The organism is Micromonospora sp. NPDC050495, from assembly GCF_040655175.1.
In the GTDB taxonomy this organism is placed as follows: domain Bacteria; phylum Actinomycetota; class Actinomycetes; order Mycobacteriales; family Micromonosporaceae; genus Micromonospora.
Window position 1 is genome coordinate 16,258 of record NZ_JBFAJK010000016.1, and the last position, 14,485, is coordinate 30,742.

12 protein-coding genes are annotated in these 14,485 nt (G+C 72.2%); 10 read left to right on the forward strand and 2 right to left on the reverse strand.

Features of this window, described 5'->3' with window-relative positions:
• The first annotated feature begins 413 nt into the window (after positions 1-413).
• The 4 genes from AB0I11_RS17700 (at position 414) to AB0I11_RS17715 (ending at position 2,609) form a co-directional block, all read left to right on the forward strand.
• Entirely contained in the window at positions 414-1,220 is an 807-nt protein-coding gene (locus tag AB0I11_RS17700; protein ID WP_357320897.1) for a sigma-70 family RNA polymerase sigma factor, read from the forward strand.
• A 2-nt stretch (positions 1,221-1,222) separates the two neighbouring features.
• Positions 1,223-1,510 carry a mycothiol system anti-sigma-R factor gene (gene rsrA, locus AB0I11_RS17705; protein ID WP_357320900.1) on the forward strand — a complete coding sequence of 96 codons (288 nt, stop codon included), beginning with the start codon at positions 1,223-1,225 and terminating at the stop codon, positions 1,508-1,510.
• A gap of 368 nt (positions 1,511-1,878) precedes the next feature.
• Complete coding sequence (locus AB0I11_RS17710) at positions 1,879-2,100, forward strand: biotin/lipoyl-binding carrier protein (RefSeq protein ID WP_357321180.1); 222 nt, start codon at positions 1,879-1,881, stop codon at positions 2,098-2,100.
• Positions 2,097-2,609 carry a GNAT family N-acetyltransferase gene (locus tag AB0I11_RS17715; RefSeq protein WP_357320903.1) on the forward strand — a complete coding sequence of 171 codons (513 nt, stop codon included), beginning with the start codon at positions 2,097-2,099 and terminating at the stop codon, positions 2,607-2,609. Before AB0I11_RS17710 ends, AB0I11_RS17715 begins: the two co-directional genes overlap by 4 nt.
• A gap of 158 nt (positions 2,610-2,767) precedes the next feature.
• On the opposite strand, the gene AB0I11_RS17720 is transcribed toward AB0I11_RS17715, so the two are convergent.
• Complete coding sequence (locus AB0I11_RS17720) at positions 2,768-3,400, reverse strand: helix-turn-helix domain-containing protein (protein ID WP_357320907.1); 633 nt, start codon at positions 3,398-3,400, stop codon at positions 2,768-2,770.
• A 111-nt stretch (positions 3,401-3,511) separates the two neighbouring features.
• Between AB0I11_RS17720 and AB0I11_RS17725 the strand changes: the two genes are divergently transcribed.
• Positions 3,512-5,098 (forward strand): MDR family MFS transporter, encoded by a 1,587-nt coding sequence (locus tag AB0I11_RS17725; RefSeq protein ID WP_357320910.1) that lies wholly within the window; start codon positions 3,512-3,514, stop codon positions 5,096-5,098.
• Between the two features lie 331 nt (positions 5,099-5,429).
• On the opposite strand, the gene AB0I11_RS17730 is transcribed toward AB0I11_RS17725, so the two are convergent.
• Entirely contained in the window at positions 5,430-7,256 is a 1,827-nt protein-coding gene (locus AB0I11_RS17730) for a tetratricopeptide repeat protein (protein ID WP_357320913.1), read from the reverse strand.
• 183 nt (positions 7,257-7,439) lie between these two features.
• Here AB0I11_RS17730 and AB0I11_RS17735 point away from each other — a divergent pair, with 183 nt between their 5' ends.
• The 5 genes from AB0I11_RS17735 to AB0I11_RS17755 all read left to right on the forward strand — a co-directional run bounded on the left by AB0I11_RS17735 (position 7,440) and on the right by AB0I11_RS17755 (position 14,482).
• Entirely contained in the window at positions 7,440-8,471 is a 1,032-nt protein-coding gene (locus AB0I11_RS17735) for an SIS domain-containing protein (RefSeq protein ID WP_357321183.1), read from the forward strand.
• A 25-nt stretch (positions 8,472-8,496) separates the two neighbouring features.
• Positions 8,497-10,023: a histidine kinase N-terminal domain-containing protein gene (locus AB0I11_RS17740; RefSeq protein WP_357320915.1), complete on the forward strand. Its 1,527-nt coding sequence runs from the start codon at positions 8,497-8,499 to the stop codon at positions 10,021-10,023.
• A gap of 267 nt (positions 10,024-10,290) precedes the next feature.
• Entirely contained in the window at positions 10,291-11,943 is a 1,653-nt protein-coding gene (locus tag AB0I11_RS17745; RefSeq protein WP_357320918.1) for a glycosyltransferase family 2 protein, read from the forward strand.
• Complete coding sequence (locus AB0I11_RS17750) at positions 11,940-12,944, forward strand: glycosyl hydrolase (protein WP_357320921.1); 1,005 nt, start codon at positions 11,940-11,942, stop codon at positions 12,942-12,944. Before AB0I11_RS17745 ends, AB0I11_RS17750 begins: the two co-directional genes overlap by 4 nt.
• Positions 12,941-14,482: a glycosyltransferase family 39 protein gene (locus tag AB0I11_RS17755; protein ID WP_357320924.1), complete on the forward strand. Its 1,542-nt coding sequence runs from the start codon at positions 12,941-12,943 to the stop codon at positions 14,480-14,482. The genes AB0I11_RS17750 and AB0I11_RS17755 overlap by 4 nt, the downstream gene beginning before the upstream one ends.
• Positions 14,483-14,485: the final 3 nt, after the last annotated feature.

A 14,485-nucleotide genomic window follows, 5' to 3' on the forward strand; every position in this document is an offset into this window, starting at 1 on the left:
GGGGCAGCTGGCCGGCGGCTTCCGAGCGCTCCGGGCGCGTGTGTCTGTCGCCCGAGCCAACCGGAAGCCAGTCGGGTGGAACGCCATGGCGGTCAAAACGGGCCGTTGACCTCCATGGCGTTCCACCGAGGCGCGTGCGGGCCGCGCCACGCCGCTCGCCCGGCGGCTCCGCGGGTCACGGGACGGGCACGGCGCGCGTGGTCGGCGTGACCGTGGGTGGCGGCGGTCGTTGCATCGGATGGTGCCGGTCGCCCGGTTCGGGCTTCCGGGGCCACCTCCCAGGCCCTTCCTGGTCCCAGCGCCGGTCGCGGCCGGGGCCGGGACCAGGAACGGCGGGGGCGGTGGCGGAATGCGCCGGCCCACGACCCGCGTTACTACCTCCGGATGACATTTCCAGGCGAGGGGGGTGACCGGTGCCGACCGAGACACGGAGCCGGGAGCGGGACGAACGGGACGCGCGGCAGCTCAGGGAGTTGCTCGACGCGCCGGAGTGGCCCGCGGCGGCGTCGGCCGTGAGCACCAGCACACAGTCCGGAAGTGAATCTGCCGTCAGGCGGGTACGCGTATTCTCGGCGGGACAGCATCCGACGCGAGGGGATGTGCGGTTGACCACCGAGAAGACGGACGAGCGCAGGGCCCGTTTCGAACGGGACGCGATGCCCTTCGTCGATCAGCTCTACGCTGCCGGGCTACGCATGACGCGTAACCCGGCGGATGCCGAGGATCTGGTCCAGGAGACGTACCTGAAGGCGTACGCGGCCTTCCACCAGTTTGAGCAGGGCACGAACCTGAAGGCCTGGCTCTACCGGATCCTGACCAACACCTACATCAACTCCTACCGGAAGCGGCAGCGCCAGCCCGTGCAGGCGCCCACGGACGAGATCACCGACTGGCAGCTCGCCGAGGCGGAGTCGCACACGTCCAGCGGGTTGCGCTCGGCGGAGACCGAGGCGCTGGACCGGCTGCCGGACAGCGACGTCAAGGGGGCCCTCCAGCAGTTGCCGGAGGAGTTCCGCCTGGCGGTCTACCTGACCGACGTCGAGGGCTTCTCCTACAAGGAGGTCGCCGACATCATGGGCACCCCGATCGGCACCGTGATGTCCCGGCTGCACCGCGGTCGACGTAATCTGCGCAAGCTGCTCGAGGGGTACGCCGCGGAGCGGGGCTTCAGCTCCGCGCCATCGAAGGGTTCGACCGCCGCCGCCGGCCGGGAGGTGTGACCGTGAGCTGTGGAGAGCCGCACGAGACGGACTGCCGTGAGGTGCTCGCCGAGGTCTACCTCTACCTCGATCTGGAGTGCGGTGAGGAGCGGCGCACCCTGATCCGGCACCACCTCGACGAGTGCGGGCCGTGCCTGCGCGAGTTCGGCATCGAGCAGGAGGTGAAGGCGCTGGTCGCCCGCTGCTGCGGCAACGAGACCGCGCCGGAGCAGTTGCGCGAGCGGCTGCGGGTACGCCTGACCGAGTTGGTGGTCTTCGAGACCACCGAGTCCCGCGAACTCGCCGACTGAGCGGGCGCGGCACGATCTGACGACAGCGGTGGCCCGGGTCCGTGCGGACCCGGGCCACCGCTGTGTCGCCCTCAGGAGTTGGGGCGCTTGCCGTGGTTCGCGCTGCTCTTCTTGCGGGCCTTCTTCTTACGGGCCTTCTTCGCCATGTTCTGCCTCCTTGTGCTGGTCACGGTCCGGCCGCGGCGAACGCGGCGAGGTCGCGTACCGGTGCTCCGGGAATGCCCGGGACCGACCCGCTGATGCTAGTGCCGCCGGGGCGGGCCGGGGGCCGCCGGGGCACGTTCGGGTGTGCAGGCGGTCAGGGGTCGGGACGTGACGGAAGCCATGATTGGATACCGTTCGCAGGCAGACCGGTGGAGAGGGAGGGCCTGGAGATGGCCGAGGAGATCCGCGCCGAGATGGTGGCGAACGTCTGGAAGGTCGTCGCGTCGGCCGGGGACACCGTGTCCGAGGGGGACACCCTGGTGATCCTGGAGTCGATGAAGATGGAGATCCCGGTGGTCGCCGAGTCCGACGGGGTGGTCCAGCAGCTCGCCGTCAACGAGGGCGACGTCGTGCAGGACGGTGACCTGATCGCGGTGATCGGTTGAGTGCCCTGGTCGTCCGCCGTGCGGAGCCGGCCGACCACCCGGCGGTGGCCCGGCTGACGGTCGCCGCGTACGAGGCGGACGGGCAGCTCAAGGGCGAGAACGGCTACGGCACGGTGCTCGCCGACGTGGCCACCCGGGCGGAGACCGGCGAGGTGCTGGTCGCCGTGGACGAGGCCACCGGCGAGGTGCTGGGCGCGGTGACGTTCGTGCTGGCCGGCACCCCGTACGCGGAACTCTCCGGGCCCGGCGAGGCGGAGTTCCGGATGCTCGCGGTCGACCCGGCCGCGCAGGGTCGCGGCGCCGGCTCGGTCCTGGTCCGGGCCTGCGTGGCGCGGGCCACCGAGCTGGGCTGTTCGGCGGTGGTGATCTGCGTACGCAGCGGGATGGCCGCCGCGGCGCACCGCCTCTACGAGCGGCTCGGCTTCGTCCGGCTGCCCGAGAAGGACTGGTCCCCGCTGCCGGGGGTGGACCTGCTGGGCCTGCGCCTGGAGCTGCCGGCCCGCGCCTGACCCGGGACCCTCGGCGCGCCGGGCCGGTCGGGCGACGCGGGGTCGGTCCGGCGGCGCGGGACCCGTCGGGTTCGTCGGGTCGGTCGGGCGGCGCCAGGCCGGTCCGGCGGCGCGGGGTCGGTCAGGCGGCGCCAGGCCGGTCGGGTTCGTCGGGTGAGTCAGGCGGCGCGGGGCTGGTCAGGTTCGTCGGGCCGGTCGGGTGCGCTGGGCCGGTCGGGGTCGTCGGGTCCGGCGATCTTTGCCAGCAGCTCGTCGGCCACGTCCAGGGCGATCCTCTTGCGCTCGTCGGCGGTGATGTGCGGGGCGCGGATCGCGAACCAGCTGGTGTGCACCGCGAACAGGGTCAGCGCCGCGCGGAGCTGAGCCTCCGGCGAGTCGTCCCCCCGGCACAGCTCGTTGGCCAGCCGCATCATCCGGTCCCGCATCTGCATGCCGGCGCTGAGGCTCTTCAGCACGGTCTGGTTCTGCTCGAAGAAGCGCATCACCGACGGCAGGTCGCCGCCGAACATGGTGTCCGCGTACCGGCCGATCAGGGTGCGCCGGGTGGCCAGGGTGGCGGGCTGAGCGGCGCCCCATTCGATGAGTTCGTCCATCCGGCGCAGCCGGTCCTCGACCAGGCTGTTGACGATCTCGTCCTTGCTCTTGAAGTGGTAGTAGAGGGCGGCCTTGGTCACCCCGAGACGCTCGGCGATCTCCCGGAGCGAGGTCTTCTCGTACCCCTGCTCGGTGAAGAGCTCCAGCGCGACGGCCTGGATCCGGTGCCGCGTGCCGCCTGTGCTCTCCCTCACCATTACCACCTAACTCGCTTGACGGGTTTCTGCTGTCCAACTTACCGTCCGGCTAGTAAGGTGACTAGCCGGACGGCAAGTAAGTAGGTCACAGATCTTCGGGGGAGCTTACCGATGAGTGAACAAGTCCAGGCGACAGTGCGACCCAACGTCCGGGTTGTCCTGTTCGGTCTGATGATCGCGATGATGCTCGCGATGCTCGACAACATGATCGTCAGCACCGCGCTGCCGCGGATCGTCGGCGACTTCGGCGGGGTCGACCACTTCACCTGGGTGGTCACCGCGTACGTCCTGGGCACCACCGTCTCCACCCCGATCTGGGGCAAGCTCGGTGACCTCTACGGGCGCAAGACGGTCTTCCTGACCGCCGTGGTCATCTTCCTGATCGGCTCGGCCCTCTGCGGCATGTCCGGTTCCAGCGTCTTCGGCGGCGTCGAGGACGGCATGGTCGAGCTGATCGCCTTCCGGGCCGTCCAGGGTCTCGGCGCCGGTGGCCTGATGGTCGGCGTCATGGCGATCATCGGCGACCTGGTGCCGCCCCGCGAGCGGGGCCGTTACCAGGGGATGATCGCCGGCATCATGGCCATCGCCATGGTGGCCGGCCCGCTGGTCGGCGGCTTCATCACCGACCACCTCTCGTGGCGCTGGGCGTTCTACGTCAACTTGCCGCTGGGCGGGGTGGCGCTGCTGGTCCTCGCCACCACCATGCACCTGCCGAAGTACCGTACCGAGCACAAGATCGACTGGTTGGGTGCCGCGCTGCTCTCCGTCGGCATCACCGCGATCGTGCTGATCACCACCTGGGGCGGCAACGAGTACGACTGGGTCTCCCCGCAGATCCTCGGCCTCGCGGCGCTGGCCGGGGTGGCCCTGGTGGTCTTCGGCTTCGTGGAGCGCCGGGCCGTCGAGCCGATCCTGCCGCTGCGCCTCTTCGCCAACCGCAACTTCGCCCTCATCTCGGTGATCGGCTTCCTGCTCGGCTTCGCCATGTTCGGCGCGATGAACTTCCTGCCGATGTTCCAGCAGACCGTGCAGGGCGCCTCGGCCACCAACAGCGGCCTGCTGCTGCTTCCGCTGATGTTCGGCATGCTGGTGGTCTCGCTGGCCGTGGGCCGGACCATCACCAAGACCGGCCGCTACCGGATCTTCCCGATCGTCGGCGGCGTGGTGATGGCCGCCGGCATGGGCCTGCTGACCCTGCTCGACGTCGGCACCAGCAAGACCGAGTCGTCGCTCTACATGGTCGTACTCGGCGTCGGCATGGGCTTCCTCATGCAGACCTCGATGCTGATCGCGCAGAACAGCGTGGAGCAGAAGGACCTCGGCGCGGCGAGCGGCGCGGCCACCTTCTTCCGTTCCATCGGCGGCTCGTTCGGCATCTCGCTCTTCGGCGCGATCTTCGCCAACCGGCTCGCCGACTCGGCGGCGGGCGGCGCGTTCAACGGCGGCGGCGAGGGCGGCGGCATGGACCTGGAGAAGCTCAAGGACCTGCCGGCGCAGCTGCGGGAGGTCGTCCTGGGCGGCCTGGCCGACGCCATCTCGCACGTCTTCGTCTGGGCGATGCTGTTCACCGTGGCGGTGCCGGTGCTCGCCTGGTTCATCAAGGAGGTCCCGCTGCGCTCCTCGAACGACGCCCCGCCCGCCGGCGGCACCCCCGAGGAGCAGGCCGAGGCCGCTCTCGGCACGGCGCCCGTCGCCTGACCCACCCTCCGTCGCGGCCACGCCCACCCCACCAGGGGTACGGCGTGGCCGCGCCACTTTCCGGCCCAGCCAACCGGGACGTGGCGCTCGACCCCGGCGCCGAGGGCCACGAGCGTCGACGGCCCGTGCCTCGAGATGCGGCAAAGTGTTGCTTCCCGCGGGCGGGAAGGCCCGGAATGCCGCAACCGGAGTTGATCTTGCGCGACCGGCCGGCCCGGCCCGGCCCGGTGGCCGACGTGGGCATGACCGGCCGGGGGCGTCGAGGCGCGACCGGTTCGGTCGGGGTCGGCCGGGCCGCCGGCGCCGGGCACGGTCGGCCGGGGTGGGCTGGTCAGGGGTGGGGGCGGAAGAGGTGGGTGAGGCGGTGCCAGAGGCGGCGTAGCGCTCCGGGCGGGGTGTCCCGGGCCGGGCCGCTGACCAGCTCGCCGGCCAGGTCGCGGGTGGCCGGGTCCAGGTCCGGGGTGGCCAGGGCAAGGTGGGCCAGGGACACCGCGATCGGCACCCGGCGCTCGCGGGCCACGACGGCCGCGTCGGCGAGCCGCTCGGCCACCACCCGGGCCACGTCGGGACGTACGCCGGGGTCGACCCAGGCGGCGGTGACCAGGGCGAAGAGCGCGGCCTCGGTGATCCAGTCCTCGACGCCCCAGACCAGTTCGAGGAGCACCCGGCGGCGGGTGGACTCGGCCCACGGCTCGTCCGTGCGGTGATGCAGCAGGCCGAGGCAGGCCCAGACCTGCACGCAGCGGACCCAGAGCGAGGGGTCCTGGCCGGTGAGCACCTGGCCCAGCGCGGTGCCCGGTGCGTCGGGCGGGTGGACCAGCAGCCCGAGCAGGTCGTCGAGGTCCACGGTGGCCAGCGCCACCGCGGCGTCGTACGCGGCCGGCGGGTGGGGCCAGGCCGGGTGGGCGAGCTGCCGGATCCGCTCGGCGGCCTCGGCCGAGGGCGCCGGCAGGGTGGGCGCGGCGGTGGTGCCCTCGTAGCGCCAGAGCGGGCGGGTCGAGTCTCGGCGGGGTTCGCGCGGATCCGGCTCGGCCACCATGGCCACCTCGACGTCGAGGCCCGGCACGGCGGCCGCGGCGGTACGCATGGCGCTGGGCGGTTCCAGCGCGTCGAGGCGTACCGCGACGGGGGCGGCGCCCTCGGCCGCGAGGGCCTGGCGCAGCGCGTCCAGCACCGGCCCGGCCGCCGGGGTCACCTGCCCGAGCCAGGGCCGGCTGCGGCAGGACTCGGCCAGGTCGCCGTGCTCGTGGGTGTCGTCCGGGTGGTCACGGACGAAGTCGGCGAGGGCCACCAGGTGGGCCACGTCCCCGTCGCGCTGGAAGCGCAGCCGGTGCGCGGTGTGCACGGCGCAGTCGAAGGTGGGGTCCTTGGCCAGCGCCCGGTCGATCCAGTCCAGCGCCTCGTCGAGCCGGCCGTTGTCGGCGAGGGTGCCGGCGATGTCGGCGTAGACGGCCAGGTCGTCGGGGTCGAGGTCGACGGCCCGGCCGAGCGCGGCGAGCGCGTCCCGGGTGCGGCCGGCGCTGCGGTAGGCGTACCCGAGCCAGACCTCGCCGAGTTTGCTGGGCTCGGCGCGTACCCCGCGGGCGGCCCAGGTGACGGCGAGGGCGACCTCGCCGAGCCGGCGGGCCAGCGCGGACGCCGCGCCGAGCAGCAGCGGGTGGCGGGGATGCACGGTGATCGCGTTGCGGGCCAGCGTCAGGTACGGGCGCAGCGGGTCGCGTCGGCGGCGCGGCACCGGGTCGGGCACTGCCGCGCAGATCTGCATGAGGATCCGGGCGGTGCGTTCGGGGTCGAGCCGTTCCGGCAGGCCGGGCGCGGTCACCCAGGGCACGCCGGCCCAGTCGGCGCCGGGCGCGTATCCGGTGGCCGCGGCGAGCAGGTCGAGCCCTTCGGCCGGTCGGCCGGCGGCGGCGAGCAGGTGGGCGCGGGCCACCACCGCGCCGACGAAGGCGTGCTGGCCGAGCGGGAAGAGGTCGAGGTCTCCGCCGCTGGCGGCGTTCAGCCGGGCGAGCGTCTCGTGCACCTCGGGGAGGGTGGGTGCCTGTACGAGGGCGGCGGCGACGTGGCCGGCGGCGTGCCGGAGGTCCCCCTCGCCCAGCGCCAGCCGGGCCAGCGCGAGCTCCTCCTGGGCGGAGAGCGCGGGGTCGTCGTCGGGCACGTCGTCCTCTCGATGATCGAGCAGTCAGCCGGGCCAGCGTAGGGGATCACTGGTCGGATTGGTGATCCACTGCGCACTACTGCTCGTTCGATTGCTCGTCGACGTTCAAAGGTGCAAGACTGAGCATGGATCGCGCGGGAAACGCGCAGAAGGGGGTCGTACGTGACGCGTCCAGGGGCCGGGATGGCCGCCGACATCGACGAGCAGCCGGCCGGCTACGACCGCCTGCTCTCCGCCGAACACGCCGGGGCGATCGCCCGGGTCGCGGCGGTGATCGCCGAGCGTCGGCCCCGCCACGTGGTCTTCACCGCCCGGGGCACCTCCGACCACGCGGCCCTCTACGCGGCGTACCTGACCGAGATCCGGCTCGGCCTGCCCGCCGGGCTCGCCTCGCCCAGCGCGGTCACCGTCTACGGCGCCCGGCCGGACCTCTCCGAGGCCCTGGTCGTCGGGGTCAGCCAGAGCGGCGGCTCACCCGACCTGGCCGAGGTGCTGCGCACCGCCCGCGCCTCCGGCGCGCTGACCCTGGCGGTCACCAACAACCCCGGCTCGCCGCTGGCCGAGACCGCCGAGCTGAGCATCGACATCGCCGCCGGGCACGAGCGGGCGGTGGCCGCCACCAAGACCTACACCGCCGAGCTGCTCGCGCTGCTGATGCTGGTCGAGGGGGTACGCGCCGGCGCCGGCGAGCTGCCCGCCGAGGAGCGGGCCGCCCTGGCCCGCCTGCCCGAGCTGGCCGAACGCACCCTGTCCGACGACACCCCGGCCCGGCTCGCGCCGCGCTACCGGTTCGCCGCCCAGCTGGTCACCACCGGGCGCGGTTACGCGTACCCGACGGCCCGCGAGGCGGCGCTCAAGCTGATGGAGACCTCGTACCTGCCGGCACTCGCCTTCTCCGGCGCCGACCTGCTGCACGGCCCGCTCGCGATGACCGACCCGGACGTGCCGGTGCTCGCCGTGGTCGGCTCGGGCCCCGGCGGGCGCTCGATGGGCGAGGTGCTGCCCCGGCTCGGCGAGCGCCGCGCCGACGTGGTGGTGGTCGGCTCCGCCGACGTCGGGGCGACCGCCCGGATGGCCGTTCCCGAGGTCGACGAGCGGTACGCCCCGCTGCTGGACATCCTGCCGTTGCAGCGGCTCGCCCTGGCCCTGGCGCTGGCCCGCGGCGAGGACCCGGACGCGCCGCGCGGGTTGAAGAAGGTCACCGCGACGATGTGAGCCCGGGCGTGGCACGCTGTTCAGCGTGTCCACCCTCCGTGACCTCGCCGAGGAGCACACCCAGCTCCGCCCGGCCGACATCGACCACCTGCACCGGGTCGCCGGCGACTGGCAGCTGCTGTCCGACCTGTCCTTCGCCGATCTGCTGCTCTGGGTGCCGGTGGACGCCGAGGGCACGTACCTCTGCGTGGCCCAGGTCCGCCCGACGACCGCGCCGACCGCGTACCTCGACGACCAGGTCGGCCGGATCGTCGGCGGGCCCGAGGTGGCGCACCTGGAGGTGGCCCACCGGCAGGGGCGGATCTGGCGGGAGGGCGACCCGGTCTGGTACGGCGACGTGCCGGCCCGGCACGAGGCCATCCCGGTCCGGTTGCGCGGCGGCGACGGGGAGGCCGGCGAGGTGATCGCGGTGGTCGGCCGGGACACCAACCTCTCCACCGCGCGGACGCCCAGCCAGCTCGAACTGAACTACCTGACCACCGCGGACGACCTGGCCCAGATGGTCGCCGACGGGACCTTCCCGCCGCCCCGGCACCCGGGCGAGACCACCTCGGCGCCCCGGGTGGGCGACGGCCTGGTCCGGCTGGACGCCAACGGCAAGGTCACCTACGCCAGCCCGAACGCGCAGTCCGCGTACCGCCGGCTGGGCTACGCCTCGCACCTGGTCGGGGAGGACCTGGCCGAGCTGCACCGCCGGCTGGCCGGTGATCCGCTGGAGGGCACCGACGCGGGCAACGCGGTGCTGGCCGCGCTGCGCGGCGAGGCCCCGCCCCGGCGCGAGATCGACGCCCGGGGCGCCACCATGCTGACCCGGGCGCTGCCGCTGATGCCGGCCGGCGTGCCGATCGGGGCGCTGGTGCTGGTCCGCGACATCACCGAGGTGCGCCGCCGGGACCGCGCCCTGATCACCAAGGACGCCACCATCCGGGAGATCCATCACCGGGTGAAGAACAACCTGCAGACCGTCGCGGCGCTGCTGCGCCTCCAGGCCCGCCGGGTGTCGATGCCCGAGGCCCGGGTCGCCCTGGAGGAGTCGGTACGCCGGGTCGCGTCCATCGCGCTGGTCCACGAGACGCTCTCCATGTCCAGCGACGAGGCGGTCGAGTTCGACGGCATCGTCGACCGGGTGGCCAGCGCCGCGACCGAGGTCGCGGCCACCGAGGTGTCCGTCGGGATGCGCCGCACCGGCAGCTTCGGCGTGCTGCCCGCCGAGATCGCCACCTCGCTGGTGATGGTCCTCAACGAGCTGCTGCTCAACGCCGTCGAGCACGGCTTCCCGCCGGCCGGCGAGGACGGTGTGGCCGGCCCGGAGGGCGCGCCGGTGCCCGAGGTGGTGGTCTCCGCGCACCGGTTCCGCAAGCAGTTGCACGTCTCGGTGGCGGACAACGGCCGTGGCCTGCCCGGGGCGTTCGACGCCGAGCGGGGCGGCAACCTCGGCCTGCAGATCGTCCGGGCGTTGGTGACGGGGGAGCTGCGCGGCAGCATCGAGCTGCGCAACGGGGCGGCCGGTGGCACCGAGGCGGTGCTGGTCGTGCCCCTGGCGCGGGCCTGAGCGGGCCGGCGACCTCGGACATCCGGACGATCTTGGGGTGTCGTTCGGATCGATGTGAGCAAGGCCTCTGGGCGGTTCGGGGCACGACGCCGCTTTCGACGAATTTCAACGCATTGACACCTTGCGCGAATCTGAATAACTTTGTCGCGACCATCAAGCAGACACGGCCGATCTTGCCGTGCCCGGCTTCCTGGCTGCGTCAGGCGAAACACCCTCGCCCGCTCGACGGAGGAGGGAGTCACTGCTTGACGACGGGGGGAGACGGGGATGACCTCACCACCTGCGATCGACCCGGCAACCATGCCGGATCCGACCGCCGAGTTCCGCGTACCGAGCCAGTTCTCACGGTGGACCCCGCGCCGCGCCGACCAGGGTCCGACCCGGCCGGCGTACGCGGTGGTGCCGCTGCCGCCCACGGACGAGGAGCTGGTCTCCTACCGCAAGCGGCGGATGGCCGCGCTGATGCTCCCCTCGCTGGTGAGCTTCGGCTGCCTGATCACCAGCCAGGTGCTCTTCGTCCGGCTGACGCCGTGGCTGTGGCTGCTCGTCCCGCTGCTGGCGTTCACCGTCGTCTACTACCTCATCTCGCTGGCGGTGAACCTCTGCACGCCCGGCTTCGACCTGGCCCGCCACCAGGAGCTGGTGCGCACCTGGCGGCCGGCGCGCTACCCGAGCGTCGACGTCTTCCTGCCGGTCTGCGGTGAGCCGCCACACGTGCTGCGCAACACCTGGGAGCACGTACGGGCGATGAGCCAGCACTACCGGGGTGACGTCACGGTCTACATCCTCGACGACTCGCCGAACGAGGCGATGGAGCGCACCGCGCTCGCCTTCGGCTTCGTCTACCAGCGCCGGCCCAACCGGGGCTGGTTCAAGAAGGCCGGCAACATGCGGTACGCCTTCGAGCGCACCATGAGCGACTTCATCCTGGTGCTCGACGCCGACTTCGTGCCGCGCAAGGACATGCTGGACCAGATGCTGCCGTGGTTCGACGCCGAGCCCCGGGCCGGCATCGTGCAGTCGCCGCAGTACTTCCGGGTGCACCGGGGACAGACCTGGGTCGAGCGCGGCGCCGGTGCCGTGCAGGAGCTGTTCTACCGCTCGGTGCAGGTGTCCCGCCAGGCGCACGACTCGGCGATCTGCGTCGGCAGCTGTGCCATCTACCGGCGGGACGCGCTCTTCTCCATCGGCGGGTCCACCCTGATCGAGCACTCCGAGGACGTGCACACCGGCTTCGACCTGCGGATGAAGGGCTGGAACCTGCGCTACGTCCCGGTCGTGCTGGCCGCCGGCCTCTGCCCGTCGGACGTGGACTCGTTCTTCACCCAGCAGTACCGCTGGTGCGCCGGGTCGATGAGCCTGCTCGGCTCGAAGAAGTTCTGGCAGACCAGGCTGAAGTGGCGCGCCCGGCTGAGCTACATCTCCGGGTTCTGCTACTACCTGCACACCGGGCTGTTCACCTTCGTGGCGCCGATCATTCCGGTGCTGATGCTGACCGCGTTCGCGCACCAGATCGCCATCGCCAACTACGTGCTGATCCTGCCCAGCATCATCTACAACATGATCATCTTCCCGCTCTGGCACCGCAACCGGTACGGCCTGGAGAGCTGGACGGTCAAGATGATCTACGGCTGGGCGCACGCCTTCGCCATCTTCGACATCATCCGGGGCCGGCGGATGGGCTGGCAGCCCACCGGCGGCACCGCCAAGAAGAGCAAGACCAAGCGGCTCTGGACCGGCATGAAGGTGTGGACCGCGGGCACCGGCCTGGTCTGGGCCGGCCTCGCCGCCTGGCGGATGCTCACCGACCCGGAACCGTGGATCTTCGCGCCGGCCTTCCTCAGCGCCGTGTTCTACCTGACCGTTGTCGGGCAGGCGCTGCTGGTGAAGCCGGAGCAGGATGTCGAGGTCGTGCGGTGAGGACCAAGTACCTCGTCACGTTCGTGGCGGTGCTGGCGCTGGCGTTTACCGAGATCGCGGTGCTCCGGGCGGTGGACCTCAAGGTCACCCCGGGCGCGGCCGGCGGGCCCGCCGCCGTGGCCGGCGCCGCCGAGGAGCAGGTGCCGGCGTACGACGTGACGAAGCTGAAGTCGCCCCCGGGCAAGTACCTCGGGGTGACCGTGCAGGGCGGCGCCGAGATGAGCCGGGTGCGCGGCTTCGCCGACGAGATCGGCAAGGCCCCGAACCTGGTGGCCATCTTCGAGAGCTTCGACGACAAGTTCGCCGCCAGCGAGGTCCGCGAGCTGCACCAGTACGGCGCGCTCGCGGTCATCCGCTGGGAGCCGCACGACGTGGCGCTGCGCGACATCGCGGACGGCAAGCACGACGCGTACGTGAAGGAGTTCGCCACCGCGGTGCGGGCTTTGAACCTGCCGATCGCGCTCACCTTCGCGCACGAGATGAACGGCCACTGGTACTCGTGGGGCTACCGGGACACCAAGGCGGCCGAGTTCGTGGCCGCGTGGCGGCACCTGCACGAGATCTTCGAGCAGCAGGGTGCCACCAACGTCATCTGGACCTGGACCCCGAACGTCGTCAACTATCTCCGCAAGATCAGCCTCAAGGCGCTCTACCCCGGTGACGGCTATGTCGACTGGGTCGGCATGGACGGCTACTACACGGTCCGTGGCCAGAAGACGTTCTCGGACCTCTTCGGCCCGACCATCAAGGCGGTGCGCGGGTTCACCCGGCGGCCGCTGCTGATCGTGGAGACCGGCTGCGAGCCGGCCGCCGGGCGCCCCGGCCAGATCACCGACCTGCTGACCAACGTGTCCCGGCGCAAGGACGTGATCGGGGTGGCCTACTTCAACATCAACGGCTCGGGGAAGTGGAACATCGACCAGGACCGCCGCGCGCTGTCGTCGTTCAAACGGGCCGCCGCGAAGGACGCCTTCGGCTTCGACATCAGGACCGTCAAGTGACCGCGCCGGCGGTCCAGTGGACCGGGCGGCCCACCCCGGCGGAGGTCAGGGCGGTGGCCGCCGCGACGCCGCCGGCACGGCCGCGGGCCCGGGGCGGGTGGTGGGCGCTGCTGCCCGCGCTCGCCGCCACCGCGCTGGCCTGGTGGGGGCTGGAGTCGCGGGACCTGTGGAACGACGAGTTGGTCACCTGGCACGCCACCTCGCTCTCCGCCGGCCAGTTCCGCATGATGATCGGCAACATCGACCTGGTGCACGCCTTCTACTACCTCATCATCTCGACGGTCACGGCGGTGGCCGGCGATTCGGTGACGGTGCTGCGGCTGCCCTCGGTGCTGGCCATCGGGGCCAGTGCCGGGCTGATCGGGCTGATCGGGCGGCGGCTCTTCGACACCCCGGTCGGCGTGCTCGCCGGTCTGCTGTTCGCCCTGCTCCCCGCCGTCTCCCGGTACGCCCAGGAGGCCCGGTCGTACGCGCTGGTCACGCTGGCCGCGGTGGCCGCCACCTGGCTCTTCCTCCGGGCGGTCGAGCGGCCGACCCGGGGGCGCTGGTGGGCGTACGGCGTCCTGCTGGTGATGGTCGGCTGGCTGCACTTCGTCGCGCTGCTCGTGGTGGCCGCGCACCTGCTCTACCTGTGGCGCGCCGTGCCCGGCGAGGAACCGCGGTGGCGCTGGTCGGCCACGGTCGGCATCGCCGGGCTGTTCGTCCTGCCGCTGCTGCTGCTCGGCAGCCGGCAGTCGGGCCAGATCTCCTGGGTGAAGAACGACGGCGACGCGGTGCTCCGGTTCCTGGAGAACCTGACCGGCACGACGGCCGCCCTCGCGGTGGCCGGGCTGCTCGCGGTCCTGGCGGTGGCGGTGGCGGGGGCGCCGCGTCGCCCGGCCGTCCTCATGCTGGTGGTCTGGGCCCTGCTGCCACCGCTCGTCGGCTACCTGACCTTCGCCTGGCTGCACCTCTTCCTGGCCCGGTACTTCCTCTTCACCGTGCCGGCCTGGACGCTGCTCGCGGCGTTCGGCGTGTGCCAGTCGCTGCGGCTGCTGACCCGGGACCGGCTGCCCGCGGTGTGGCTGGTCGGGGCACTGCTGCTGCCCGCACTGGCCTGGCAGACCCTGCCCGCCCAGGAGAAGGTGCGGTCCAACGAGGCGGACGGCCAGCCGCACTACCTGGACGCGGTCCGCTACCTCGGCCAGCAGGTGAAGCCGGGCGACGGCGTCGCGTTCAACGACGGCTTCGGCGGATCCAGCGACGTCGCGCGCAAGGCCGTCAACTACGGGTTGCGCGACCAACTCCAGCCCCGGGACGTCTTCGTCGCCGTCCCGGCGCGGGAGACCGGCTGGCTGACCGCGAGGGAGTGCAAGGTCCCGACCGTCTGCCTCGGTGACACCAAGCGGCTCTGGCTGGTCGAGACCGGTCACCTCAACGACCCGCTGGCCGGGATGCCGCCGGCGCGGGAGGGGTTGCTGCGGCAGAAGTTCCTGATCAAACACGTCGAACGGTTCGACCGGGTCCGGGTGGTCCTGCTCGAACGGAAGCCGGCCTGACCC